At 60.9% G+C, this 24,206-nt stretch carries 24 protein-coding genes and 1 riboswitch; of the genes, 12 read left to right on the top strand and 12 right to left on the bottom strand.

Features of this window, described 5'->3' with window-relative positions:
- The first annotated feature begins 1 nt into the window (after position 1).
- The 7 genes from ABJ99_RS03610 (at position 2) to madM (ending at position 4,758) form a co-directional block, all read left to right on the top strand.
- Positions 2–301 (top strand): malonate decarboxylase subunit delta, encoded by a 300-nt coding sequence (locus tag ABJ99_RS03610; protein WP_054084646.1) that lies wholly within the window; start codon positions 2–4, stop codon positions 299–301.
- Positions 294–1,145, top strand: coding sequence for a biotin-independent malonate decarboxylase subunit beta (locus ABJ99_RS03615; RefSeq protein ID WP_054084647.1), 852 nt, complete (start codon positions 294–296; stop codon positions 1,143–1,145). The genes ABJ99_RS03610 and ABJ99_RS03615 overlap by 8 nt, the downstream gene beginning before the upstream one ends.
- Positions 1,142–1,942 carry a biotin-independent malonate decarboxylase subunit gamma gene (gene mdcE, locus ABJ99_RS03620; RefSeq protein ID WP_054084648.1) on the top strand — a complete coding sequence of 267 codons (801 nt, stop codon included), beginning with the start codon at positions 1,142–1,144 and terminating at the stop codon, positions 1,940–1,942. The genes ABJ99_RS03615 and mdcE overlap by 4 nt, the downstream gene beginning before the upstream one ends.
- Positions 1,936–2,574 (top strand): malonate decarboxylase holo-ACP synthase, encoded by a 639-nt coding sequence (locus ABJ99_RS03625; RefSeq protein WP_054084649.1) that lies wholly within the window; start codon positions 1,936–1,938, stop codon positions 2,572–2,574. The genes mdcE and ABJ99_RS03625 overlap by 7 nt, the downstream gene beginning before the upstream one ends.
- Positions 2,571–3,506: a malonate decarboxylase subunit epsilon gene (gene mdcH / locus ABJ99_RS03630; protein ID WP_054084650.1), complete on the top strand. Its 936-nt coding sequence runs from the start codon at positions 2,571–2,573 to the stop codon at positions 3,504–3,506. The genes ABJ99_RS03625 and mdcH overlap by 4 nt, the downstream gene beginning before the upstream one ends.
- A 69-nt stretch (positions 3,507–3,575) precedes the next feature.
- Positions 3,576–3,992 carry a malonate transporter subunit MadL gene (gene madL / locus ABJ99_RS03635; RefSeq protein WP_054084651.1) on the top strand — a complete coding sequence of 139 codons (417 nt, stop codon included), beginning with the start codon at positions 3,576–3,578 and terminating at the stop codon, positions 3,990–3,992.
- Position 3,993: 1 nt separating this feature from the next.
- On the top strand, positions 3,994–4,758 hold the full coding sequence (madM, locus tag ABJ99_RS03640; RefSeq protein WP_054084652.1) for a malonate transporter subunit MadM: 765 nt from the start codon (positions 3,994–3,996) through the stop codon (positions 4,756–4,758).
- A 10-nt stretch (positions 4,759–4,768) separates the two neighbouring features.
- Here the strand turns inward: madM and ABJ99_RS03645 are convergent, their stop codons facing one another.
- A complete protein-coding gene (locus tag ABJ99_RS03645; RefSeq protein ID WP_054084653.1) occupies positions 4,769–5,695 on the bottom strand; it encodes a LysR family transcriptional regulator in 927 nt (308 codons plus the stop codon).
- Positions 5,696–5,816: 121 nt separating this feature from the next.
- On the opposite strand from ABJ99_RS03645, the gene trhA reads away from it, so the two are divergent.
- Positions 5,817–6,431, top strand: coding sequence for a PAQR family membrane homeostasis protein TrhA (trhA, locus tag ABJ99_RS03650; RefSeq protein ID WP_054084654.1), 615 nt, complete (start codon positions 5,817–5,819; stop codon positions 6,429–6,431).
- 88 nt (positions 6,432–6,519) lie between these two features.
- On the opposite strand, the gene ABJ99_RS03655 is transcribed toward trhA, so the two are convergent.
- Positions 6,520–7,239, bottom strand: coding sequence for a 16S rRNA (uracil(1498)-N(3))-methyltransferase (locus ABJ99_RS03655; RefSeq protein WP_054084655.1), 720 nt, complete (start codon positions 7,237–7,239; stop codon positions 6,520–6,522).
- 109 nt (positions 7,240–7,348) lie between these two features.
- Entirely contained in the window at positions 7,349–8,755 is a 1,407-nt protein-coding gene (locus tag ABJ99_RS03660) for an adenosylmethionine--8-amino-7-oxononanoate transaminase (protein WP_054084656.1), read from the bottom strand.
- A 210-nt stretch (positions 8,756–8,965) separates the two neighbouring features.
- On the opposite strand from ABJ99_RS03660, the gene ABJ99_RS03665 reads away from it, so the two are divergent.
- From ABJ99_RS03665 to ABJ99_RS03675, 3 genes are all read left to right on the top strand, one after another.
- Positions 8,966–10,843 (top strand): flavin monoamine oxidase family protein, encoded by a 1,878-nt coding sequence (locus tag ABJ99_RS03665; RefSeq protein ID WP_054084657.1) that lies wholly within the window; start codon positions 8,966–8,968, stop codon positions 10,841–10,843.
- 356 nt (positions 10,844–11,199) lie between these two features.
- Positions 11,200–11,748 (top strand): cytochrome b, encoded by a 549-nt coding sequence (locus ABJ99_RS03670; protein ID WP_054084658.1) that lies wholly within the window; start codon positions 11,200–11,202, stop codon positions 11,746–11,748.
- A gap of 27 nt (positions 11,749–11,775) precedes the next feature.
- Positions 11,776–12,354 carry a YceI family protein gene (locus tag ABJ99_RS03675; RefSeq protein WP_054084659.1) on the top strand — a complete coding sequence of 193 codons (579 nt, stop codon included), beginning with the start codon at positions 11,776–11,778 and terminating at the stop codon, positions 12,352–12,354.
- 187 nt (positions 12,355–12,541) lie between these two features.
- Here the strand turns inward: ABJ99_RS03675 and ABJ99_RS03680 are convergent, their stop codons facing one another.
- The 3 genes from ABJ99_RS03680 to ahcY all read right to left on the bottom strand — a co-directional run bounded on the left by ABJ99_RS03680 (position 12,542) and on the right by ahcY (position 17,189).
- Positions 12,542–14,434, bottom strand: coding sequence for a DEAD/DEAH box helicase (locus ABJ99_RS03680; protein ID WP_054084660.1), 1,893 nt, complete (start codon positions 14,432–14,434; stop codon positions 12,542–12,544).
- A 310-nt stretch (positions 14,435–14,744) separates the two neighbouring features.
- Positions 14,745–15,590, bottom strand: a complete 846-nt coding sequence (metF, locus tag ABJ99_RS03685) for a methylenetetrahydrofolate reductase [NAD(P)H] (protein WP_054084661.1) — start codon at positions 15,588–15,590, stop codon at positions 14,745–14,747.
- A 189-nt stretch (positions 15,591–15,779) separates the two neighbouring features.
- Positions 15,780–17,189, bottom strand: a complete 1,410-nt coding sequence (gene ahcY, locus ABJ99_RS03690) for an adenosylhomocysteinase (protein ID WP_007248023.1) — start codon at positions 17,187–17,189, stop codon at positions 15,780–15,782.
- 23 nt (positions 17,190–17,212) lie between these two features.
- Positions 17,213–17,323: riboswitch (S-adenosyl-L-homocysteine riboswitch) on the bottom strand.
- 220 nt (positions 17,324–17,543) lie between these two features.
- Between ahcY and ABJ99_RS03695 the strand changes: the two genes are divergently transcribed.
- Positions 17,544–17,939, top strand: a complete 396-nt coding sequence (locus tag ABJ99_RS03695; RefSeq protein ID WP_004409331.1) for an acyl-CoA thioesterase — start codon at positions 17,544–17,546, stop codon at positions 17,937–17,939.
- 217 nt (positions 17,940–18,156) lie between these two features.
- Here ABJ99_RS03695 and otnI read toward each other — a convergent pair whose 3' ends face one another.
- The 6 genes from otnI to ABJ99_RS03725 all read right to left on the bottom strand — a co-directional run bounded on the left by otnI (position 18,157) and on the right by ABJ99_RS03725 (position 24,095).
- Positions 18,157–18,942 (bottom strand): 2-oxo-tetronate isomerase, encoded by a 786-nt coding sequence (gene otnI / locus ABJ99_RS03700; RefSeq protein WP_054084662.1) that lies wholly within the window; start codon positions 18,940–18,942, stop codon positions 18,157–18,159.
- Positions 18,943–18,964: 22 nt separating this feature from the next.
- Positions 18,965–20,422, bottom strand: a complete 1,458-nt coding sequence (locus ABJ99_RS03705; RefSeq protein ID WP_054084663.1) for a GntT/GntP/DsdX family permease — start codon at positions 20,420–20,422, stop codon at positions 18,965–18,967.
- A 135-nt stretch (positions 20,423–20,557) separates the two neighbouring features.
- A complete protein-coding gene (gene otnC / locus ABJ99_RS03710) occupies positions 20,558–21,196 on the bottom strand; it encodes a 3-oxo-tetronate 4-phosphate decarboxylase (RefSeq protein ID WP_054084664.1) in 639 nt (212 codons plus the stop codon).
- Positions 21,196–22,485 (bottom strand): 3-oxo-tetronate kinase, encoded by a 1,290-nt coding sequence (gene otnK, locus ABJ99_RS03715; protein ID WP_054084665.1) that lies wholly within the window; start codon positions 22,483–22,485, stop codon positions 21,196–21,198. The genes otnC and otnK overlap by 1 nt, the downstream gene beginning before the upstream one ends.
- A gap of 10 nt (positions 22,486–22,495) precedes the next feature.
- Complete coding sequence (gene ltnD, locus ABJ99_RS03720) at positions 22,496–23,401, bottom strand: L-threonate dehydrogenase (protein WP_054084666.1); 906 nt, start codon at positions 23,399–23,401, stop codon at positions 22,496–22,498.
- 238 nt (positions 23,402–23,639) lie between these two features.
- Positions 23,640–24,095 (bottom strand): YkgJ family cysteine cluster protein, encoded by a 456-nt coding sequence (locus ABJ99_RS03725; protein WP_024645802.1) that lies wholly within the window; start codon positions 24,093–24,095, stop codon positions 23,640–23,642.
- Positions 24,096–24,206: the final 111 nt, after the last annotated feature.

Raw genomic sequence — 24,206 nt, forward strand, 5'->3', positions numbered from 1 at the left:
AATGGAAACCCTGTCTTTTGAGTTCCCTGCCGGACAACCGCCCAAAGGCCGGGCGCTGGTGGGTGTGGTCGGTTCCGGTGATCTGGAAGTGCTGCTGGAGCCCGGTCAGCCTGGCACGTTGTCAATCAAGGTGGTGACCTCGGTCAACGGTGCCTCGCTGCGTTGGCAGCACCTGTTCGAGCGCATGTTCGACGGCCAGACCCCGCCCGCGCTGAGCATCGATATTCATGACTTCGGCGCCACCCCCGGCGTGGTTCGCCTGCGTCTGGAGCAGGGTTTCGAGGAGATCGGCCATGACTGACAACGCACGTTTGCTGAGCCAGCACAGCTTCATCGAACTCGGTGCCCGTCAACGCGCCCGCGCTCTGCTGGATGCGGGCAGCTTTCGGGAATTGCTCGGCCCGTTCGATCGCGTCATGTCGCCCTGGCTGGCCATGCAAGGCGTTGTGCCACAGGCCGATGACGGCGTGGTGGTCGCCAAAGGCACCGTTGACGGCCTGCCGGTGGTGATCGCCGCCATCGAAGGTGCATTTCAGGGCGGCAGCATGGGCGAAGTCGGTGGCGCAAAAATGGCCGGCGCGCTGGAACTGGCCGCCGAAGACAACCGCAACGGCATCCCCACTGCCGCCATCGTGCTGCTGGAAACCGGCGGGGTGCGTTTGCAGGAAGCCAATCTGGGCCTGGCGGCGATTGCCGAGATTCATGCCGCGATGGTCGATCTTCGCCAGTACCAGCCAGTGATCGGCGTGGTGGCAGGCAGCGTCGGCTGTTTTGGCGGGATGTCGATTGCCGCCGGTTTGTGCAGCTATTTATTGGTGACCCAGGAAGCCCGACTTGGCCTCAACGGCCCGCAGGTGATCGAGCAAGAAGCCGGCATCGAAGAATATGACTCCCGCGACCGGCCGTTTATCTGGAGCCTGACCGGTGGCGAGCAGCGTTTCGCCAGCCATCTGGTAGACGGTTTTGCTGCTGACGATGTTGCCGATATCCGCCAACAGGTCAGCGACTGGCTTGAGCGGGGCGTACCTGCGACACACCGCAGCAGTCAATACGCACTGTTTTTGCAGCGCCTCGCCAGCTTCGACACCGAGCCACAAATCGATCCGCACAGCGTGCGTACTCTTTATCAAGGAGCCCGGTCATGAGCCATTCACAACGGGGTTTGAACTGGTTCAACGCGTTGAGCGCAGGCGCGAGCGAAGTCAGCGGTCTGCCTGCCTCGCTTAAAGTGGCCGATGGCCTGCTGGGTGAGCAGCCGGTGCGCTTTGTGGCGGTGGTTGCCGATGCGGACAACCGCTTTGCTCGGGCGCGCCAGGGCGAAGTCGGCCTGCTGGAGGGCTGGGGTCTGGCCAAGGCAGTGGACGATACCATCAAACAGGATCGCGACCGCGCCGAAAAACGTGCACTGATTGCGATTGTCGATGTGCCGAGCCAGGCTTATGGGCGTCGCGAAGAAGCGCTCGGCATTCATCAGGCGCTGGCCGGTGCGGTGGACAGCTATGCGCGAGCGCGTTTGGCCGGGCATCCGGTGATTGGCTTGTTGGTCGGCAAGGCGATGTCCGGTGCATTTCTGGCTCACGGCTATCAAGCCAATCGGTTGATCGCACTGCGTGATCCCGGCGTGATGGTGCACGCGATGGGCAAGGCCTCGGCCGCCCGCGTGACCCAGCGCAGTGTCGAGGACCTGGAAAGACTCGCCGCCAGCATCCCGCCGATGGCCTACGACATCGATAGCTACGCCAGCCTCGGTCTGCTGTGGGAAACCCTGTCGGTCAGCCAGATCGAGCAGCCTGCGGCGGATGACCTGGCCCAGGTGCGCCATGTGCTGAGCAGCGCGATCAGGGACGTGCAGGCCAGTGGTGTTGACCTGAGCAGTCGCCTCGGCGCGAGCCACCGTGCGGCATCGGCACACGTGCGTCAGATAATGCGGGCGCAATGGTGATCGATCACGCATTCGCCGTGCTGCCCCATGATTTGTTGTGGGGCATGCCGCTGTCGGCCTTGCCGGATGACGCGCCCCAATGGGCGCTCGACGCCGTGCTCGCCGGGCAGCCGGTGGTCGTGCGTCGCCAGGTGACGCCTGTCGGTCGGGTGGCGGTGGGCTTGCGTGGCCGGGCGCGCGAGCAGCGTTACGGCGCCGTGATGTCGCTGGCCGATGTTTATCGCCGGGTCACGCCCGAACAATTGCGTGATTGCTCTTTCAACAGCCGGTGCGACTGGCCCGCCTTGCGCGCCTTGCGCCAGGCCCGTCCGGTGATGGAGGCGCTGGAGCGGGGCTGGGGTGTTGGCGGCAGTGCCGGGTTTGAGTTGGCCAGCGGTTTTCCAGCGCTGCATCAGGACAGCGATCTGGACCTGATTCTGCGCAGCCCCGCGCCGTTCAGCCGGCAAAGTGCTGCCGAACTGGTCGAAGCACTGGACACAGCGGTTTGTCGCGTCGATGTTCAACTCCAGCTCGAACAGGGCGCGGTCGCGCTGCGTGAATGGGCGCGGCCAAACGGGCGGGTGCTGCTCAAGACCACCAGCGGTGCGCGGCTGGTGAGTGACCCGTGGCATCTGGCCGAGGTGTGCGCATGAGCAGCCTGTGGGTATTTCCCGGCCAGGGCGCGCAGCAGGCAGGCATGCTGCATCAGTTGCCCGACGACCCGGTGGTTCGCGATTGCCTGCAAGAGGCCGCCGACGCGCTCGGTGAAAATATTCTGGCGCTGGACACCCCTCAGGCACTGCAATCGACGCGCGCCGTGCAGCTTTGCCTGCTGATCGCCGGTGTCGCCTGCGCCCGGCTGTTGCAGGCGCGTGACTGTATGCCGGATTACGTCGCAGGGCTGTCCATCGGTGCCTATCCGGCAGCTGTCATTTGTGACGCGCTGGCCTTCGACGATGCCGTGCGGCTGGTCGCGCTGCGCGGCGAACTGATGCAGAGCGCTTACCCCGAGGGCTACGGCATGACCGCGGTCATCGGCCTGGATCAAGCGCAGGTCGAGACGATGATCAGCCAGGTACACCGCCCGAAAACCCCGGTGTTCCTCGCCAATATCAATGCCGACAACCAGATGGTCATCGCAGGCAGCTTCGAGGCGATGCAGCAGGTCGGGCAACTGGCCAAGGCTGCGGGGGCCGCAGCCGTCAAGCGACTTGCCGTCAGTGTGCCGTCACATTGCGCCTTGCTGGACGCGCCCGCGCAGCAACTGGCCGACGCGTTTTCACGCATCGAACTGAAAGCGCCGAAAGTGCGCTACCTCAGTGGCAGCACGGCGCGGCCGCTGCTGAGCGCCGAAAAGCTGCGTGACGACCTGGCGTTCAACATGTGCCGGGTCATCGACTGGCGCAGCACCGTGGAAACTGCCTACGAACGCGGCGTGCGCCTGCACATCGAGCTGCCGCCTGGTTCGGTACTGACCGGGCTGGCGCGCAAGGTTTTCCAGCAGGGAACGGCGCTGGCCTTTCAGGCCGCGCGTCTGGACAGTCTGCTCGCGCTGTCGCGAGAGGAGGGCAGCCGCAGCCGATAGAGGCGCCATGCAGATGCTACGAAGGACAAAAACAACAACTTCAGCAATGCGAACAGAGGAATAACAACAATGATTATCTACGGTGTTGCACTACTGGCTATCTGCACCCTCGCAGGCGTGATTCTCGGTGACATGCTCGGCGTTCTGCTGGGCGTCAAATCCAACGTGGGCGGGGTCGGGATCGCCATGATCCTGCTGATCTGCGCGCGTTTGTGGATGGAAAAACACGGCGGCATGAGCAAGGACTGCGAAATGGGCGTCGGCTTCTGGGGCGCGCTGTACATTCCGGTGGTGGTCGCGATGGCGGCGCAACAGAACGTCGTGACCGCGCTGAAAGGCGGACCCGTTGCGGTTCTGGCAGCCGTCGGTTCAGTGGTTTTGTGTGCCTGCACCATCGCCCTGATCAGCCGCACCCACCGGGGCGAGCCGTTGCCCAATGAAGAGCCGTTGCTGACCCCGGTGATCAACCCGGCCGGGGGGCGCTGATATGTGGCCACTTATCGAGAAAGGACTTGAACACAACGGTCTGATCACCGCCTTCGCCTTCGTCGGCATCATCATGTGGGTCTCCGTGGTGCTTTCAAAACGCCTGACGTTTGGCCGCGTGCACGGCTCGGCGATTGCCATCGTCATCGGCCTGATTCTGGCCTGGGTCGGCGGCACCTTGACCGGTGGCCAGAAGGGACTGGCCGATATCACGCTGTTCTCCGGCATCGGCCTGATGGGCGGGGCGATGCTGCGCGACTTCGCTATCGTCGCCACCGCCTTTGAAGTGCAGGCCACCGAAGCCCGCAAGGCCGGGCTGATCGGCGTGATTGCCCTGCTGCTGGGCACGATTCTGCCGTTTATCGTCGGTGCGAGTATTGCCTGGGTGTTTGGCTATCGTGACGCAATCAGCATGACCACCATCGGCGCGGGCGCGGTGACCTATATCGTCGGCCCGGTGACCGGCGCTGCGTTGGGGGCGACCTCGGACGTCATGGCGCTGTCGATTGCCACCGGCCTGATCAAGGCGATTCTGGTGATGGTCGGCACACCGATGGCGGCGCGCTGGATGGGGCTGGACAACCCGCGCTCGGCGATGGTCTTCGGCGGTCTGGCCGGCACGGTCAGCGGCGTGACTGCCGGGCTGGCGGCGACCGATCGGCGTCTGGTGCCTTACGGCGCGCTGACTGCAACGTTCCACACCGGGCTGGGCTGCTTGCTTGGCCCTTCGGTGTTGTATTTCATCGTGCGCGCTATCGTCGGTTAGTCCATGCCCGTCAGGTCGCCTGTTCCAGCAGGCGATTTGCATACATCCGGCACTCGGCCACCAGCGCCAGCAGGTTGGGATCGCGCTCTTTGGATTTGAGAAAAACCATGCCGATGTGTTGCTGCATGCGGTAGCGGCTTTGCAGCGGGATCAGGCGCACGCGGTTCTCATAGACCGCTGCGATGCGCCCCGGCAGCAGCGCATAGCCGACGCCTGAGCTGACCATGCTCAGCAGGGTGAAGATGTCATTGACCTGCATCGCCACCTTTGGCTCGAACCCGGCCTGCTGAAAAACCCGTATGCCGTCGCGATGGGTCGCAAAGCCTTGGGTGAGGGTGATGAAGGTCGCTTCGCGCAGGTCGCTCAAGTCGACTTCGTTGCGTTCGGCGAAGGGCGAATCGGTAGGAACGGCGAGAAAAATATCATCGGAAAACAGCGCCAGGTGCTCGCAATCCGGGTCATTGGTGCTCTCGTCCAGCGCCACCAGCATGGCGTCGACTTCCATGTTCTTGAGCTTGTAGAGCAGATCAATGTTCGAGCCCAGAATCAGGTCGATGTTCAGTTCGCTGCGGCGGATCTTCAAGCCCATGATCAACTGCGGTACGGTCTTGACCGTCAGCGAATATAAGGCCCCGAGCCGGAATCGCGCCGCCGAGAAGCCCGCCGCCTGACGGGTCAACTCCACTGTGGTGAGCACATCCTGCACCAGTTTCTGGGCACGTTCTTCCAGCACATAGGCGCTTTCCAGCGGCGTCAGGTTGCGCCCTTCGTGCTTGAACAGCGGGCAGCGCAGGGCGCTTTCCAACGAATGAATGGCACGGTGGACGCTGACGTTACTGGTCTGCAACGCCTCCGCCGCACGGGCCAGATTGCCGGTGCGCATGAACGCGAGGAATATTTCCAGTTTCTTCAGGGTGAGTTCGTCATCGATCTGCATGTCGTGGCGCTTATCGTTTATGTGAACTGATTGTGCCCTGTACTGACAGATACGTTGCGCTTTGTTTCAATAAACCGGAGCCTCTGCAATCAGTGTTTCGCGACAAGAGGGCAATACGCGGATGTACCACGGAGAAAAATTCAACGCCTGGTCACACTTGATCGGCGCAGTGCTGGCAGCGGTCGGCGCGATCTGGTTACTGGTGATGGCGAGTCTGCACGGCAATGTCTGGAAAGTGGTCAGCATGGCGATCTATGGCATGTGTCTGGTCACGCTGTACAGCGTGTCGACGATTTACCACAGCGTTCAGGGTCGCCCGAAATCGATCATGCAGAAGGTTGATCATTTTTCGATCTACCTGATGATTGCCGGCAGTTACACACCGTTCTGTCTGGTGACCCTGCACGGGCCGTGGGGCTGGACGTTGTTCGGCATCGTCTGGGGGCTGGCACTGATCGGTATTCTGCAGGAGATAAAACCCCGCTCCGAAGCGCGGATCATGTCCATCGTGATCTATGCGCTGATGGGCTGGATCGTGCTGGTGGCCGTCAAACCGCTGATCGCAGCGCTCGGCACGGCGGGCTTCATCTGGCTGGCAGGCGGCGGCGTGCTGTACACCGTCGGCATCCTGTTCTTCGCCTACGACCAGATCCGCCACTTTCACGGCATCTGGCACCTGTTCGTGATCGGCGGCAGTCTGATGCACTTTGTGGCGATCTGTTTTTATGTGCTTTGAGGAGGGGCGCTTAAGCTAAGTTTTCGTTGGGCTCGATGATCGTCCCCACGCTCGTGGGGACGATCATCATTGATGACGTCTCAAACGATCAGAAATCGCCCCACAACTGCTGCGCCACGCTGAGCGCAACCACCGGGGCGGTTTCGGTGCGCAGGATTCTCGGGCCGAGGCGGGCGGCGTGGAAGCCGGCGGTTTTTGCCTGATCGACTTCTGCATCGTTCAAACCACCTTCCGGGCCGATCAGGAAGGCCAGGCTGGCGGGTTTGGTGTGGCGGGTCAGCGGTTTGGCCACCGGGTGCAGCACCAGTTTCAGATCGGCCTCGGTGAGTGTTATCCAGTCGGTCAGCGGCATCGGTGGATGAATCACCGGCACCACCGAACGACCGCATTGCTCGCACGCACTGATCGCGATCTGCTGCCAATGCGCCTGACGCTTCTCGGCGCGTTCGTCCTTGAGGCGCACTTCGCAGCGCTCGCTGATGATCGGGGTAATCTCGCTGACGCCCAGTTCGGTCGCCTTCTGAATCGCCCAGTCCATGCGCTCACCACGCGACAAACCCTGACCCAGATGGATGCGCAAGCCTGACTCAACCTGCCCGGCAAAGCTTTCAGTCAATTGCACGCGCACGCGTTTCTTGCCGACTTCCAGCAGCGTGCCGCGAAACTCAAGGCCTGAGCCGTCGAACAGTTGCAGGGCGTCGCCCTCGGTCATACGCAACACGCGGCTGATGTAATGCGCCTGAGCTTCAGGCAGTTCGTGTTCGCCCAGGCTCAGCGGCGTTTCAGTAAAAAAGCGGGACAGTCTCATGGTATGTCTCGGTTCCGGTGTTTGTTCTGTGATGACGCTTTCGCGGACAAGCGAAGCGNAGCGGACTTGTCCGCGAAGAAGTCAGCAGCGACGCCGCAAATTCCAGCCCTTAACCCGGATCCCTGAAATCCGGATGAAAATTCTCGCGCACCGCCACACTGATGCTGCTGCGCGTCGCGATGTCGATACCTTCGGTGGCCACTTCGGCCAGAAAGTCGATCTGCTCCGGGGTAATCACATACGGCGGCAGGAAATACACCACGCTGCCCAGCGGCCGCAGCAGTGCGCCGCGCTCCAGTGCGTGCTGGAAGACTTTCATGCCACGGCGTTCCTGCCACGGATAAGCGGTTTTGCTGGCCTTGTCCTGCACCATCTCGATCGCGATGGCCATGCCGGTCTGGCGCACTTCGGCCACATGCGGGTGATCCACCAGATGCGCCGTGGCGGTCGCCATCCGTTGCGCCAGCGCCTTGTTGTTTTCGATGACGTTGTCCTGCTCGAAGATATCCAGCGTCGCCAGCGCCGCAGCGCAGGCCAGCGGGTTGCCGGTGTAGCTGTGCGAATGCAGGAAGGCGCGCAGGGTCGGATAGTCGTCGTAGAACGCGTCGTACACATCGTCGGTGGTCAGGCAGGCTGCCAGCGGCAGGTAGCCGCCAGTCAGCGCCTTGGACAGGCACAGGAAATCCGGACGGATGCCTGCCTGTTCGCAGGCAAACATGGTTCCGGTACGGCCGAAGCCCACGGCGATTTCATCGTGGATCAGGTGCACACCGTAGCGGTCACAGGCCTCGCGCAGCAGCTTGAGGTAGATCGGGTGATACATGCGCATGCCGCCTGCGCCCTGAATCAGCGGCTCGACGATCACGGCGGCGACGCTGGCGTGATGCTCGGCCAGGGTCTGTTCCATGGCCGCAAACATGTTGCGCGAATGTTCTTCCCAGCCCATGCCGTCGGGGCGGTGATAGCAGTCTGGGCTCGGCACCTTGATCGTGTCGAGTAGCAGCGCTTTGTAGGTTTCGGTGAACAGCGGCACGTCACCGACCGACATCGCCGCCATGGTTTCGCCGTGATAGCTGTTGGTCAGCGTGACGAAGCGTTTCTTCTCCGGCTGGCCGCGATTGAGCCAGTAGTGAAAGCTCATCTTCAGCGCCACTTCGATGCACGATGAGCCGTTATCGGCGTAGAAGCAGCGCGTCAGGCCTTCGGGTGTGAGCTTGACCAGCCGCTCGGACAGCTCGATCACCGGCTGATGGCTGAAACCGGCGAGGATCACGTGTTCAAGCTGGTCGACCTGGTCCTTGATGCGCTGGTTGATGCGCGGGTTGGCGTGTCCGAACACATTGACCCACCAGGAACTTACCGCGTCCAGGTAACGCTTGCCTTCGAAGTCTTCGAGCCACACGCCTTCGCCACGCCTGATCGGTATCAGCGGCAGATTTTCGTGGTCTTTCATCTGCGTGCAGGGGTGCCACAGGACCTTGAGGTCACGTTGCATCCACTGGTCATTGAGGCCCATTTTCAATCTCCGGGTAGCGACTCGCCTGATGCGAGGACGAACAATCGCGCAAGCCTATGCAATGCCCGGCTGTGGAACAACCTTTGATGCATTTTTAGCAGGTGCAGGACATTGCTGGCGGCTATTTGATGGCTCGCGTATCCTGCCCAGCGAGTCGATGTTTCGGGCTGACTTGCCCAATCTTTCCTACGCTTTTTCGGAGTTCGCCGAATGCTTTCTGGGTGGCTGCGCGTGTGTGCGCTGATAGTTGCAGGGCTGGTCAGCGTTTCGACGCTTGCCGATGAAAAACAACGCACCGCGATTGTCGTCGGCGGTGGTCTGGCGGGTTTGACCGCTGCTTATGAACTGCAAGCCAAGGGCTGGCAGGTGACGCTGCTGGAGGCCAAACCGGCCCTCGGCGGGCGCTCCGGTCTGGCGACCAGCGAGTGGATCGGCAACACCAAGGCCCAGCCGGTGTTGAACCGCTACCTGGACACTTTCAAGCTGACCACTGTGCCAGCGCCGGAATTCGTGCGGACGCCGAGCTATCTGATTGACGGGGTGCATTTCACCCAGGCTGATCTGGCTGTCAAACAGCCTGCGACTGCCGAAGCCATCAAGCGCTACAACGAGACGCTGGACAACCTGGCGCGCTCGGTTGACGACCCGGAAAACCCGGCGTCCAACAGCACGCTGTTCGCGCTGGACCAGATCAACGTCGCCAACTGGCTCGACCGCCTGAGCCTGCCTGCCACTGCCCGTCAGTTGATCAATCAGCAGATTCGTACCCGCTACGACGAGCCTTCGCGCCTGTCGCTGCTGTATCTCGCACAGCAATCGCGGGTTTATCGTTCGGTCGACGAGCGTGATTTGCGCGCCTCGCGCCTGCCCGGTGGCAGTGCGGTACTGACCCAGGCGTTCGTCAAGCAGCTCAAGACTGTCAAGACCAACTCGCCGGTGTCGGCAGTGGTTCAGGAAAAGGACAAGGTGACTGTCAAGGCGGGCGCGACCAGCTACACCGCCGATTACGTGGTGATGGCCGTGCCGTTGCGCTCGCTGAGCAAGATTCAGATGACGCCTGCGCTGGATGCTCAGCACATGGGCGCGATCAAGAGCATCAACTACGGCTGGCGCGACCAGATCATGCTCAAGTTCAAGACCCCGGTCTGGGACAGCAAAGCGCGCATGTCGGGCGAAGTGTTCAGCAACACCGGTCTGGGCATGCTCTGGATCGAACCGGCTCTCAAGGGCGGCGCCAATGTGGTGATCAACCTGGCCGGCGACAATGCCCGCATCATGCAGGCGTTCGGCGACAAGCAGATGGTCGATCAAGTGCTGATTCGTCTGAACGCGTTCTACCCGGAGGCGCGTGGCGCCTTCTCCGGTTACGAAATCCGTCGTTACAGCGTCGATCCGTCTACCGGCGGTTCGTATCTGGCCTATGGCCCAGGTCAGATCAGCAAGTACTGGCGCTTGTGGGAAAGGCCGATTCTGCGTGTGGCTTTTGCCGGTGAGCACACCGATACCCTTTACCCAGGCACGCTGGAAGGCGCACTGCGCAGCGGTCAGCGGGCTGCCAGTCAGGTGCAGGATCTGGCGGCTGGCAAGTCGTTCGAGCCGGTCAAGGTCGTTCCACCGAAAGCGCCTGCACCGGCTTCGCAGAAGTCCGAAGGTAATTTCTTCAGCAATCTGTTTGGTGGCGGTTCTTCTGACAAACCGGCTGAATCCGCCAAGCCGCAGGCTGAAAAACCGGGCTTCTTCTCGCGCCTGTTTGGTGGTTCAGAAGCCCCTGCCGCCGCGCCTGCGCCGGTAGAGAAAGCGCCAGAGCCTGCTCCAGCGCCGCCACCCGTTGTAGCGCCCGCGCCAGTGGTTGCGCCGGTGGTCCAGCCAGTCAAACCGCCCGTGAAAGCAGAACCTGCGAAAAAGCCGGCGGCCAAGGCCGATGCGGCGAAAAAGCCGCAGTCCAAGGAAGACGCGAAGAAGGAAGCCGCGAAGAAAGAGGCGGCTAGAAAAGAAGCTGCGAAGAAAGAGGCTGCCAAAAAAGCCGCGAGCAAACCTGCTCCAGCCAAGACGCCTGCTGAACCAGCGCCTGCCGACGTCAGTAACTGACCCGGCGTACGCTGATCAAAAAGGAGCGCGGTTCATACCGCGCTCCTTTTTTTATGCCCGCTTGATTCGTTCTATACACAGCAACCAGGCTTGCGCAGAGGGATTGTGCCGTTCATCGGTATCGAACGGCCGACGGTCATTACAAAGTGTTACTGAGCGCGAATTATCGAGATGCTGTTGCGGCAAGGGCGTCTGCGCCGCTGACAAGCGGGTCAGGCACTGATAAAGCCAGCTGCGCCAAAGCGTGAAACGCTGCCCCGATCGATCGTATCGTTCGATAGATCAGAGCAATATTTTGCGCTTTCATTCGATAGATAAAACGCTAGGCTGGTAACACTTATGACAAGGTATTGGTAATGCAGCTACGTAATTCATCCTCTCGCTACGGTCTGGTCAGTATGGTGTTGCACTGGGGTGTGGCCGCTGTCGTGTTCGGCATGTTCGCATTGGGGCTGTGGATGGTCGGGCTGGATTATTACGATACCTGGCGCAAGGCCGGCCCGGATCTGCACAAAAGCATTGGCATGACGCTGTTCGCGATCATGCTGATTCGCGTGGTCTGGCGTTTGCTCAGCCCGCCACCGCCGCCATTGAGCAGCTACAGTAAGTTGACGCGTCTCGGCGCGGCGTTCGGCCATCTGTTTCTGTACTTTGCACTGTTTGCCGTGATGCTTGCCGGCTACCTAATCTCCACTGCCGACGGCGTGGGGATTCCGGTATTTGGTCTGTTCGAAGTGCCTGCGCTGGTTTCAGGTTTGCCTGAACAGGCGGAAACGGCTGGCTGGATTCATCTGTATCTGGCGTGGGTCATCGTGGTTTTCGCGGTGCTCCATGGCCTCGCTGCACTGAAACACCACTTCATCGATCACGACGTGACCCTCAAGCGTATGCTGGGTCGTAATTGATTGTTCAACCAAAACGGGAATAAAAGCATGTTGAAGAAGTCTCTCGCCGCTCTGGCTCTGGGTACCGCACTGTTGTCTGCTGGCCAGGCCATGGCTGCCGACTACGTTATCGACAAGGAAGGTCAACACGCATTCGTTGACTTCAAGATCAGCCACCTGGGCTACAGCTTCATTCACGGTACATTCAAGGACTGGGACGGCACGTTCAGCTTTGACGCTGCCAAGCCTGAAGCCAGCAAAATCATTGTCGAGCTGAAAACCGCCAGCCTGTTCACCAACCACGCCGAGCGCGACAAGCACATCTCCAGCAAAGACTTCCTGGACGTTGCCAAATACCCTGAAGCGATGTTCGTCTCTACCAGCGTCAAATCGACTGGCGAGAAAACTGCTGACGTAACCGGCGACCTGACCCTGCACGGCGTGACCAAGCCAATCGTGATCAAGGCAACCTTCAACGGCGAAGGCAAGGATCCGTGGGGCGGCTACCGTGCCGGCTTCAACGGTACTTCGACGCTGAACCTGAACGACTTCGGCATCAAAGGCCCTGGCCCGACGTCGCAGACGCTGGACCTGGACATCACCTTTGAAGGCGTACAGAAGAAGTAAGTGCACGCCTGATCGACAAACGCCGACCCTTGGGTCGGCGTTTTTGTTGGTGTTGCCCAAGATCGGACGCGGAGCGTCCAGGGCTGCGCTACCACGCGGAGTGCGAGAGCGATCATCTCGCACGACGATCATCGGCACAAACAAAAACGCCCCGAACAGGTCGGGGCGTTTTTTTGTTGCCGGGTTATCAGCTGTCGCGGTTGCGGGTCAGCAGGGCCGGTTTTTCACCGCGCGGGCGTGCTGGCAACTGATCCAGTTGCTCGGCAGACGGGAAACGGTCGATCTTCGATTCCTTGTGCACGATCTTTGGCTGAGGCTGGCCGTCACGCGGGGCGCGCACGGCTGGCTCCTGACCTTCACGAGGCAAGGGTTGCTCTTCACGGGCCGGACGACGACCGCGTGGCTGACCATCGCGCGAGCGCGGTGCCGAAGTGCCCGAGCCGTTCCGCTTGGGTGCGCCAGTACCGGAGCCAGTACGTGGAGCACCACCTGCAGGGCGACCCTGACTGGCTGGACGAGCAGCGCCGCCAGCGGCCGGTGCAGCTGCGCCAGGCGCGGCTGCCGGGCGACGACCACGGTTCTGGCCTTTACCCTGATAAGGGCTGACGTAGTCAGCGCGATTGCCGAAGTTGTCTACTTCGTCATCGCGAAACTCATCAGGGGCACGATCGGCTGCCGGGCGCGGTGTGGCAGGTTGCGATGCACGCTGTTCGCTGCGAGGCGTGCCCTCACGAGGTTTTTTTTCGCGTGGCTGCCTGGCAGGGCGTTCGCCGGCGGCGGCCGCAGCGGCAGGTTTTTCCTTGCCTTTATCCTTGCCCTTGTCGCGACGACCACCGTTGTTCTTGTCGCCGTCGCCACGTGCAGGACGTGCGCCACGCGAGTTGCGAACATCCGGACGCTCACGCACTTCCGGCTTCTCAGCCTCGACTGCGGTGATGTCGAAGCCCATAAGGTCGCCGTCAGCGATCTTCTGCTTGGTCATGCGCTCGATGCTTTTGAGCAGCTTCTCTTCGTCCGGCGCAACCAGCGAAATGGCTTCACCGGAACGCCCGGCACGGCCGGTACGACCGATACGGTGAACGTAGTCTTCGTCGATGTTGGGCAGCTCGAAGTTGACGACATGCGGCAACTGATCGATATCCAGGCCGCGTGCGGCGATATCGGTCGCGACCATGATGCGTACATCACCTGCCTTGAAGTCGGCCAGTGCCTTGGTACGGGCGTTCTGGCTCTTGTTGCCGTGGATCGCAACGGCCGCAAGACCGTGCTTGTCCAGGTACTCTGCCAGGCGGTTGGCGCCATGCTTGGTACGCGTGAAGACCAGCACCTGTTCCCAGGCACCGACGGTAATCAGATGCGCCAGCAGCGAGCGTTTATGGTTGGCGGGAAGGCGGAAAACCCGTTGCTCGATACGCTCGACCGTGGTGTTCGGTGGCGTGACTTCGATACGTTCCGGGTTATGCAGCAGCTTGCCAGCCAACGCCGTGATGTCGTTGGAAAACGTCGCCGAAAACAGCAGGTTCTGACGCTTGGCAGGCAAGCGGGCAAGGACCTTTTTGACGTCATGCACGAAGCCCATGTCGAGCATCCGGTCTGCTTCATCGAGCACCAGGATTTCAACGTGGGACAGGTCGACGCTGCCTTGACCGGCGAGGTCGAGCAGGCGGCCGGGGCAGGCCACCAGTACGTCCACACCACGGGCCATGGCCTGAACCTGAGGGTTCGTGCCAACGCCGCCGAAAATGCAGGCGCTGACGAACTTCAGGTCGCGGGCATACAGCTTGAAGCTGTCATGCACCTGCGCGGCGAGTTCGCGAGTCGGGGTCAGGACCAGGACGCGCGGTTGGCGCGGGCCGTGACGCTGGGATTTGTCCGGAACACCATTGGGAAACAACCGCTCCAGAATGGGGAGGGCGAAGCCGCCGGTTTTACCAGTACCTGTCTGTGCCGCAACCATAAGGTCGCGACCTTGCAACACGGCGGGGATGGCCCGCTGTTGCACGGGGGTCGGCTGGGTATAGCCCGCTGCCTCGATGGCGCGGACTAAAGCCTCGGAGAGACCGAGGGAAGCAAAGGACATGAGTAATCCTGTTCTGTTGGAGCTTAAGCTCAAGGGATGTCTTGCCTGGCGCGAATGGCGTGTAAAGACAACGCGATCCCGTCCGGTCCTGCAGGGTCTTCAGTGCATCTCGTGACGTCTGCGCCTGATGAAAAGTGCGCTGATGGCGTGAACGAGTGACGATTGCAAGACCGAGCGTCCGGGCGTAAGCCTGGCGGGAAGGCTGGAGTATAACAGAGCGAGCGCAATACGCTGCTTTCCTGCTGCCCAACGGTTTATGACGCCGCGATCTCCGGGGAATCACCCGGCAGATCGCGGTGTTACGACGTTATCAGCGTGGCAATTGCAGGTTGTTCCACACGGCCAGGCTCGGGTCTGCCTGGTTCAGCGTGTAAAAGTGCAGCCCCGGTGCGCCGCCTTGCAGCAGGCGTTCGCACATTTGCGTGATCACTTCTTCGCCAAACGCCTGGATGCTCTGCACATCATCGCCGTAGGCTTCCAGCTGCTTGCGGATCCAGCGCGGGATTTCCGCACCGCAGGCATCCGAGAAACGCGCCAGTTTGCTGTAGTTGGTGATCGGCATGATGCCCGGCACGATCGGGATGCTCACACCCATCTTCTCGACACGCTCGACAAAGTTGAAATAACTGTCGGCGTTGAAGAAGTACTGGGTAATCGCACTGTCGGCACCGGCGTTGGCCTTGTTGACGAAGTGCTTGAGGTCGTCCTCGAAATTACGCGCCTGAGGGTGCATTTCCGGGTAGGCGGCGACTTCGATGTGGAAGTGGCTGCCGGTTTCTTCACGGATGAATGCCACCAGGTCATTGGCGTGACGCAGCTCACCGCTGGCCATGCCCATACCCGAAGGCAGGTCGCCGCGCAGGGCCACGATGCGTTTGATACCCGCATCTTTGTACTGGGCCAGCAGGTTGCGCAAGTCGTCCTTGCTGTCGCCGACGCACGACAAATGCGGTGCGGCAGGCACTTTTACTTCGTTCTCCAGCTGCAGCACGGTATTAAGCGTGCGGTCGCGGGTCGAACCACCGGCACCGTAGGTGCAGGAGAAAAAATCGGGGTTGTACGTAGCCAGCTGACGAGCAACGGTCAGCAGCTTTTCATGTCCAGCGTCGGTCTTGGTGGGGAAGAACTCGAAGCTGAAGCGGCGTTCTTGAGACATGGGGGAGGAGACCTCCAGCTTTTAGCTGCAAGCTACAAGCTGCAAGAGGGCTGTACGCCTGGCTTCGCAGTCTCACGCTTGCCGCTCACGGCTGTGTAGTAACGATAAAGAAACGAGCTTCAAGCCCAAGCTGCAAACAAGAGAAGTGCACTTGCTTGCAGCTTGAAACTTACCGCTTGCAGCTATCTATCAATAGCGATAAGCGTCTGGCTTGAACGGACCTTCGACGGTCACGCCGATGTAGTCGGCCTGGGTCTTGGTCAGTTTGGTCACGACGCCGCCGAAACCGCGGACCATTTCCAGGGCCACTTCTTCGTCGAGTTTTTTCGGCAGCACTTCAACGGTCAGACGCTCGGCTTTTTGGGCCGGAGCCAGGTCAGCGTACTTCTGCTCGAACAGGAAGATTTGCGCCAGAACCTGGTTGGCGAACGAGCCATCCATGATGCGGCTTGGATGGCCAGTGGCGTTGCCCAGGTTGACCAGACGGCCTTCGGCCAGCAGGATCAGGTAGTCGTCGTTCTGTGCGTCAAACGAGCCAGCGCCAGTACGATGGATCTTGTGAACCTGAGGCTTCACTTCTTCCCATGCCCAGTTCTTGCGCATGAAAGCGGTGTCGATTTCGTTGTCGAAGTGGCCGATGTTGCACACCACCGCACGCTTTTTCAGCGCTTTGAGCATATTGGAGTCGCAGACATTGACGTTACCGGTGGTGGTCACGATCAGGTCGATCTTGCCCAGCAGCGCTTTGTCGATGCTCGCTTCGGTGCCATCGTTTTCGCCGTCGATAAACGGGGAAACCAGCTCGAAACCGTCCATGCAGGCCTGCATGGCGCAGATCGGGTCGACTTCGGTCACTTTGACGATCATGCCTTCCTGACGCAGGGACTGGGCCGAGCCCTTGCCCACGTCACCGTAGCCGATCACCAGCGCCTGCTTGCCGGACAGCAAGTGGTCGGTGCCGCGCTTGATGGCGTCGTTCAGGCTGTGACGGCAGCCGTATTTGTTGTCGTTCTTGCTCTTGGTCACCGAGTCATTGACGTTGATGGCCGGGATTTTCAGCTCGCCCTTGGCCAGCATGTCCAGCAGGCGGTGAACGCCGGTGGTGGTTTCTTCGGTCACGCCGTGGATCTTGTCGAGCATCGCCGGGTATTTCTTGTGGATGATCTCGGTCAGGTCGCCGCCGTCGTCGAGGATCATGTTGGCGTCCCAAGGCTGGCCATCCTTGAGGATGGTCTGCTCGATGCACCACTCGTATTCTTCTTCGGTTTCGCCTTTCCAGGCGAACACAGGAATACCGGCCGCAGCGATGGCTGCAGCGGCCTGGTCCTGAGTCGAGAAAATGTTGCACGACGACCAGCGTACTTCGGCACCCAGGGCAACCAGGGTTTCGATCAGCACGGCGGTCTGAATGGTCATGTGGATGCAGCCGAGGATTTTCGCGCCTTTGAGCGGCTGCTCGGCGGCATACTTGCGACGCAAGCCCATGAGGGCTGGCATTTCGGATTCGGCGATGATGGTTTCGCGGCGACCCCAGGCAGCCAGGGAAATGTCGGCGACCTTGTAGTCATTGAAATCTGCGGGCGTGATTACAGCACTCATTGAGAGTCTCCATTCCATAAAAATGCGAATGGGCGCCGTTGTGCGTTTAAAGCTTGCCGGCCGATCATCGACCTGGCAAACAACGCCCCATCCGAGCCTGACAGGGAAAACCTGCTGCAGCGCCCCTCGGACAGGTGGCGGGAACGGTATCAAGCGTTGATGACCGTTTTGAAACGTTTGGCAGTATAGCCTCGCTCTTGATTCTTCCCAAGACTTTCTGTCGGGTTAAAGGCCTCTATTGAGCCATCTACCGCTAATAGGGTCGATGTACTGTCGCTATCACGCGGTCATGGGCGTGCGACGTCGGCTCTGCCATCATGTGGGTCTCTACCGGCCAGACGCTCAGGAGTGAACATGAATTTCCACACCCGCAAGTGGGTCAAGCCCGAAGACCTCAACCCCAACGGCACCCTGTTCGGCGGCAGCCTGCTGCGCTGGATCGATGAAGAAGCTGCGATATACGCCATCGTCCAGCTGGGTAATCAGCGGGTGGTGACCAAGTACATCTCGGAAATCAACTTCGTCAGCGCCTCGCGTCAGGGCGACATCATCGAACTGGGTATCACCGCCACCGAGTTTGGCCGTACCTCGATCACCCTGAAATGCCAGGTGCGCAACAAGATCACCCGCAAAAGCATCCTGACGGTCGACAAGATCGTCTTCGTCAACCTCGACGAAGACGGCCAGCCCGCACCGCATGGCCGGACTGAAATCCGCTACATCAAGGACCAGTTCGACGTGGAGGACTGATAAGCGGGGCATACATCACGATACACAAATCTGCTTCTGGCCGAAGGCCGTGGGAGCGGACCGGGCGACGCTTCGCTCGTCCGCGAACGGGCCGTTCCAGTAGCAAAGTTTTTATTGCCCCGAACACCGTTTTCGCGAGCAAGCTCGCTCCCACAAATACGTGAGCGCGGAGCATGGGAGCTGCGTCACGCATCTGCGCCACGCTGCCTGCTCATAATCAGCCTTTCGCCTGCAACGCCCGCAACCACGCCAGTCCTTCGCTCGTATCGCCTTTCGGGCGGTATTCGCAGCCTATCCAGCCGGTGTAGCCCAGCTCGTCGATGATGTTGAACAGGTATTCGTAGTTCAGCTCGCCCAGATTCGGTTCGTTGCGATCCGGCACGCCTGCGATCTGGATGTGGCCGATGCCGGCGAAGTCGCGGCGCAGTGTGCTGGTCAGGTCGCCTTCGACGATCTGGCAGTGGTAGCAGTCGAACTGTACTTTCAGGTTATCAGCACCCACCAGGTTGCAGATTTTCTGCGCCTGATCCTGACGATTGAGGAAGAAGCCCGGCATGTCGCGGGTGTTGATCGGTTCGATCAGGATCGTGACGCCAGCAGACTTCGCCTGCTCGGCAGCGAACGCCAGGTTTTCCAGATAGACCGCCTGATGACGTTCGCGCAGGTTTTCGTCAGGCAGCAGGCCGGCCATCACGTGGACGCGGTCGTTGCCCAACACCTGCGCATATTCCAGCGCACGTTCGATCCCACTGCGAAATTCCGCCTCGCGGCCCGGCAGCGTGGCGATCCCGCGCTCGCAGTTATCCCAATCGCCCGGCGGGGCGTTGAACAGCGCCTGCACCAGACCGTTGTCGCTCAGGCGTTGTTTGAGCTCCTGCGGCGTGTAGGCATAAGGAAACAGGTACTCGACCGCGCCGAAACCGTCGGCAGCGGCTGCGGCAAAGCGCTCAAGAAAATCATGCTGCGGGTACAGCATGCTGAGGTTGGCGGCAAAACGAGGCATGTTAACTCCAGTCTTCAAAGGGTCAGACGAATGGCCAAAGCAGCAGGGTGATCACAAAGCCCAGTGTGCCGAGCAGCGTGACCAGTACAGTCCAGGTGCGCAAGCCGTCGGCGACGTTGAGGCCCGCCAGCTTGGTGAACATCCAGTAACCGGCATCGTTGATGTGCGACATGGCCAGACCTCCACCGCCCATCGCCAGGCACAACAGGGCCAGATGGTTGGCGCTCAGGTCCAGCGTGGCGATCAGCGGGCTGAGAATACCCGCAGTGGTCACCAGCGCGACGGTGGTAGAGCCTTGAACGGCACGCAGTAACAGGGTCAGCAGAAAGCCCAGCGCCAATACCGGCAAGCCCGTGTTACGCAAGGCTTCGGACACCACCGCACCGATCCCGGTATCGACCAGCACCTTGCCGAACACGCCACCGGCACCGGCAATCAGGATCACCATTGCCACACCGGGCAATGCCGAGCCGATCACGTCGGACACCTGAGAACGGCTCCAGCCACGACGCGAACCCAGCAGCCAGGCGCACAGCAGTGTGTCGATCAGCAGCGCAACCAGCGGCGCGCCGAGAACCGTCAGCACTGCACGCAGCGTGGACGTAGCAGGCAGCAGGGTGGTGGCCAGCGTGCCCATCAGAATCAGCACGATTGGCAGCAGAATCAGCGCAATGATCAGCCCGAAACCCGGTGCAGGTGCAGGCGGCAGTTTGCTCGCCAGGCTGCTGGCGGTTTCTTCCGCGACCAGGGTTCTGGTTTCGGTGGCTTCGCGCACGCCGGAATAATCGTTGCGCGCCCAGGCTTCCAGGTCTTCGTTGGTGACATGCGGGCCGTAGACTTCGGCGCGAATATCATCGGTCATCGGGTAGGTTTTGCGAGTCATGCGGCCTGCCACGAAGTAACCGATCATGCACAGCACCGCAACAATCGGAATACCCAGCATCAGCACACGACCCAGGTCTGCGCCCAGCTGACTGGCCGCAGCGACGGCACCAGGGTGTGGCGGCAGGAACGCATGCACCGCCAGCAACGCAGCACACATCGGCAGCGCGAAAATCAGCAACGGTTTGCGCGCCGCACGCGCCACGCCGTAGGCCAATGGCATGAGAATGATCACGCCGACCTCAAAGAACACCGGAATACCGACCATGAAACCCGCCACCGTCAGGGCCAGCGGTGTGCGCCGGTTGCCGAAGCGCTTGATCAGGGTCTTGGCCAGTGCTTCGGCGCCGCCCGACAGCTCGATAATGCGTCCGATCATCGCGCCCAGGGCGATGATGATCGCGATGTGGCCGAGGGTCTTGCCCATGCCGCCTTCGATAGTGGCGACCAGATCGGCCGGCTTAACCCCGGCGACCAGCGCAACGATGATACTGACCAGCATCAAGGCAACGAATGGCTGGAATTTGTACTTGAGCACCAGAAACAGCAGCAGTGCGATGCCCGCACCGGCCACGACCATCAACATGAGTGGTGTCATGCCTGCGCACTCCGGGCTGAGTTGGTAGGGAAGGACGACGAAACAGCGGGATAGATGTAAGTCATGCTCTCGATTCCTGTTGTTATTGTTTTTCGGCCGTGAAGCGCAGCGCGCCTCACGATCACCGTGGGCTCACTACCATTTCGCGCCGAACACCTGACGCAGTTCTTCAAGCGCTGCCGGGTCGAGCGGCTCGGGTCTGGGGTCGGTCATCAGCCATAAACGAGCTGTTTCTTCCAGCTCTTCGAGGGCGTAGCAGGCCTTGGCCACCGAGCTTTCCCAGACCACCGGGCCAAGCCGTTCGAGCATCACGCCGCGCACGCTGTTGGCCAGCTCGGCCACGCGCTCGGCAACTTTCGGTGAGCCGGGCCGCTCGTAAGCGATCAGCGGGATGTGTCCGACCTTCATGACTTGATACGGCGTCAGCGGCGGCAGAATGTCGTCTTCACGCCAGACGCCCGCTAGGGTCAGGGCCACCAGATGGGTCGAGTGGGTGTGCACCACGCCGCCCACCTGCGGGTTGCGGTCGTAGACTTCGCGGTGCAGCGCCAGGGTCTTGGAGGGTTTGCTGCCGGACACCCATTCGCCGGCCAGATTGACCTTGGCGATATCCGCCGGGTCCATGCGGCCCAGGCAGGCGTCGGTCGGGGTGATCAGCCAGCCGTCGTCGAGACGCGCGCTGATGTTGCCGGCGCTGCCGACCGTGTAGCCACGGCCATACAACAGCCTGCCGACGTCGCAGATTTCCTGACGCAGAGCGTTTTCGTCGATCATCAGGCTGCTCCCGCCAGTTGCTTGAGCGCTTTGGCGAAGAAGTCGCGTGCGCCGAAGTTGCCGGATTTCAGCGCCAGTGCCAGCGGTTGCACGCCGTTGCTGAACGTGGCCGGAACGCCCGGATCGATCTGTGCGCCGATCTGCAGCAATTGCACGCCCAACGCCTGAACCACCGCGCCAGACGTTTCGCCACCGGCGACCACGAAGCGGCGCACGCCAGCGTCCAGCAGCCCTTTGGCGATTGCGCCCAGCGCGGCTTCGACCATGGCGCCGGAGCGTTCGACGCCCAGCTCTTTCTGTACGGCTTTGACTTCGTCCGGCGTGCTGGTCGCATAGATCAGCACGGTTTGGCCGGCGTCTCTGGCAAAGGCCAATGCCTGCTCCACCACCGGCTTGCCGGCGGCCAGATCCAGCGGATTGATGCGCAGGGCAGGACGATTGGCTTCCAGCCAGGCCGCGACCTGACCATTGGTGGCGACCGATGCACTGCCGGCCAGCACCACTTCGCCACCGCCGATGGCTATGTGTTTGGCCGCGTCGATGTCGCGCAGCTTGCCGGCCTTGCGGAAGTTGCCTGGCAGGCCCAGTGCCAGACCCGACCCACCGGTCAGCAGCGGCAAGTCGGCACAGGCTTCACCCAGTGTGTACAGGTCGGCGTCCGACAGTGCATCGGCAATCGCCATGCTCACGCCTTCGGCACGCAGTTCGGCGATTTTGTTGCGCACGCTGTCGACGCCTTTGGCGACCGTGTCGTAGCGCAACAGGCCGACCTTGCCACGGGTTTGCGCTTGCAGCACACGCACCAGATTGGCATCGGTCATCGGCGTCAGTGGGTGGTGCTGCATGCCCGATTCATTGAGCAACTGGTCCTGCACGAACAGGTGACCCCGAAAAATCGTACGGCCGTTCTCCGGGAACGCCGGGCAGGCCAGGGTGAAATTGCTGCCCAGTTGCTCAAGCAGTGCTTCGCTGACCTGGCCGATGTTGCCTGCCGCGGTCGAATCGAAGGTCGAGCAATACTTGAAGAAAATCTGCTCGCAACCGCGTTCGCGCAGCCACTCCAGCGCAGCGAGGGATTCGGCCACTGCATCAACGCTTGGCGTGGTTCGGGATTTCAGGGCGATGACAATGGCATCGGCATCCAGATCAGCCGCCATTTCGGCGTCGGGAATGCCAATGCTTTGTACGGTACGCATGCCGCCACGTACCAGCATGTTGGCCAGGTCGGTTGCGCCGGTGAAATCGTCAGCAATGCAGCCCAGCAGCGGGCGAGCGTTGTTCAGGCTCATCATTCGCTCCTCAGGCTTTTTCTGGTTTGGCTTTAGGCAATTCGATGCCCGGGAAAATCTTGATCACCGCCGAGTCGTCTTCACGGCCGAACCCTGCGCTGGAGGCCTGCATGAACATCTGGTGCGCAGTGGCCGACAGCGGCAACGGGAATTTGCTGCTGCGTGCGGTATCCAGCACCAGGCCGAGGTCCTTGACGAAGATGTCCACCGCCGACAGCGGCGTGTAATCGGCATTGAGGATGTGCGGCACGCGGTTTTCGAACATCCACGAGTTACCGGCACTGTTGGTGATCACTTCGTACAGTGCGTCGGCATCCACGCCTTCGCGCAGGCCAAGCGCCATGGCTTCGGCACTGGCCGCAATGTGCACGCCCGCCAGCAACTGATTGATGATTTTGACTTTCGAACCCAGCCCGTGGACGTCGCCCAGGCGGTAAACCTTGCCGGCCATGCCGTTGAGAATGGCTTCTGCCTTGGCGTAGGACTCGGCCGGGCCGGAGGTCATCATGGTCATCTGGCCAGCAGCGGCCTTCGCTGCGCCGCCGGAGATCGGGGCGTCGAGGTACAGCAGGTGCTGTGCGGCCAGACGCTCGCCCAGTTCAACCGCGAAGGTTGGCGCGACGGTGGCGCAGCCGATCACCAGACTGCCCGGACGCAGGGCCGCGACCGCGCCGTTTTCACCGAACAAGACGGTCTCGGTCTGCTCGGCATTGACCACAACGGTAATGATCACGTCGCAGGCCGCCGCCATGCTTGCCGGGGAGTCACAGGCAACACCGCCTTCCTGGGCGAACGCTTCGGTCACGCTGCTGCGCACATCGCAGGCGTGCACGTTGAAGCCGCTACGCAGCAACGAGTGGGCAATACCCAGGCCCATCGCACCCAGGCCGATAACGCCAACATTTTTAGTGTTCATGCAGTAATCCTCAAAGTCTGTGTCGATGCCCGTGATGCCAGCGCTCGGACGTTATTGTTCTGATCTGTGAATCCGATAGTGAATCAATAGGTAAATAATGTGAAGTATTTTTATTTCTAACAAAATTTAACATTCCAAGTGTTTCCAATTGCCCTTTTCCATCGCCCACAAAAAAGCCCCTGATCGGGGCTTGATTGAAATCGCTCGATTGTCGACGCGTGGCGTCAGCCGTAAAGGCTCAGAACTTCGGCACTGGCGCGCTGGTGGCGTTTTTCAGCGAACCGCTTTCCTGGCGCACGACGTCTTTGGGCTTGTACGCACAGTAACCAGGGCGCGGGCCAATCTTCGGGTGGTTGCGGCAGGTGTCCGGGCGCTTGTCGTAGATCGTGCACAGACGGCTCTTGCGGTCCAGATACAGGCAGTCGTTGTTACTCATGCGCTGCAAGGTGAAGATTTCCGACTTCTGGTTGTAGCGCTCGACAATGCCTTCCTTTTGCAAACGCTTGGCGATGTTCTTCGCTGGATCGCCACGTTCGAACTCATCGACGATGCCAATGCGGATCAGGTCCTTGATCTTCACTTCGACCGGCAACGTGCAGCAACTGGACACGCAGCCACCGCACATGTGGCTGGAGTACTTGGCCCAGGTGTCGATGCGATCGAGTTCTGCGGCGGCGATCAAGGTGGATTTCATTTCAGGTCCGGGTTCCGGGTGTAACAGGGCGCGCGATGATAAAGGGGCAAGGGATTAGCGGCAAGCGACAACCTACAAGTGGCAAGCTAAACGCGGCAAGCCACAAGCTTC

This window comes from Pseudomonas syringae pv. cilantro (assembly GCF_001293775.1).
GTDB classification, from domain to species: domain Bacteria; phylum Pseudomonadota; class Gammaproteobacteria; order Pseudomonadales; family Pseudomonadaceae; genus Aquipseudomonas; species Aquipseudomonas syringae_P.

Coding starts and splice junctions, on each gene's coding strand:
- ABJ99_RS03675 (WP_054084659.1), top strand. CDS start 11,776: ATGTTGAAGAAGTCTCTCGCCGCTCTGGCTCTGGGTACCGCACTGTTG.
- mdcH (WP_054084650.1), top strand. CDS start 2,571: ATGAGCAGCCTGTGGGTATTTCCCGGCCAGGGCGCGCAGCAGGCAGGC.
- otnI (WP_054084662.1), bottom strand. CDS start 18,942: ATGCCTCGTTTTGCCGCCAACCTCAGCATGCTGTACCCGCAGCATGAT.
- ABJ99_RS03610 (WP_054084646.1), top strand. CDS start 2: ATGGAAACCCTGTCTTTTGAGTTCCCTGCCGGACAACCGCCCAAAGGC.
- ABJ99_RS03660 (WP_054084656.1), bottom strand. CDS start 8,755: ATGGGCCTCAATGACCAGTGGATGCAACGTGACCTCAAGGTCCTGTGG.
- madL (WP_054084651.1), top strand. CDS start 3,576: ATGATTATCTACGGTGTTGCACTACTGGCTATCTGCACCCTCGCAGGC.
- ABJ99_RS03625 (WP_054084649.1), top strand. CDS start 1,936: ATGGTGATCGATCACGCATTCGCCGTGCTGCCCCATGATTTGTTGTGG.
- mdcE (WP_054084648.1), top strand. CDS start 1,142: ATGAGCCATTCACAACGGGGTTTGAACTGGTTCAACGCGTTGAGCGCA.
- otnC (WP_054084664.1), bottom strand. CDS start 21,196: ATGATCGACGAAAACGCTCTGCGTCAGGAAATCTGCGACGTCGGCAGG.
- ABJ99_RS03725 (WP_024645802.1), bottom strand. CDS start 24,095: ATGAAATCCACCTTGATCGCCGCCGCAGAACTCGATCGCATCGACACC.
- ltnD (WP_054084666.1), bottom strand. CDS start 23,401: ATGAACACTAAAAATGTTGGCGTTATCGGCCTGGGTGCGATGGGCCTG.
- metF (WP_054084661.1), bottom strand. CDS start 15,590: ATGTCTCAAGAACGCCGCTTCAGCTTCGAGTTCTTCCCCACCAAGACC.
- ABJ99_RS03705 (WP_054084663.1), bottom strand. CDS start 20,422: ATGACACCACTCATGTTGATGGTCGTGGCCGGTGCGGGCATCGCACTG.
- otnK (WP_054084665.1), bottom strand. CDS start 22,485: ATGAGCCTGAACAACGCTCGCCCGCTGCTGGGCTGCATTGCTGACGAT.
- trhA (WP_054084654.1), top strand. CDS start 5,817: ATGTACCACGGAGAAAAATTCAACGCCTGGTCACACTTGATCGGCGCA.
- ABJ99_RS03645 (WP_054084653.1), bottom strand. CDS start 5,695: ATGCAGATCGATGACGAACTCACCCTGAAGAAACTGGAAATATTCCTC.
- ABJ99_RS03655 (WP_054084655.1), bottom strand. CDS start 7,239: ATGAGACTGTCCCGCTTTTTTACTGAAACGCCGCTGAGCCTGGGCGAA.
- madM (WP_054084652.1), top strand. CDS start 3,994: ATGTGGCCACTTATCGAGAAAGGACTTGAACACAACGGTCTGATCACC.
- ABJ99_RS03670 (WP_054084658.1), top strand. CDS start 11,200: ATGCAGCTACGTAATTCATCCTCTCGCTACGGTCTGGTCAGTATGGTG.
- ABJ99_RS03615 (WP_054084647.1), top strand. CDS start 294: ATGACTGACAACGCACGTTTGCTGAGCCAGCACAGCTTCATCGAACTC.
- ahcY (WP_007248023.1), bottom strand. CDS start 17,189: ATGAGTGCTGTAATCACGCCCGCAGATTTCAATGACTACAAGGTCGCC.
- ABJ99_RS03665 (WP_054084657.1), top strand. CDS start 8,966: ATGCTTTCTGGGTGGCTGCGCGTGTGTGCGCTGATAGTTGCAGGGCTG.
- ABJ99_RS03680 (WP_054084660.1), bottom strand. CDS start 14,434: ATGTCCTTTGCTTCCCTCGGTCTCTCCGAGGCTTTAGTCCGCGCCATC.
- ABJ99_RS03695 (WP_004409331.1), top strand. CDS start 17,544: ATGAATTTCCACACCCGCAAGTGGGTCAAGCCCGAAGACCTCAACCCC.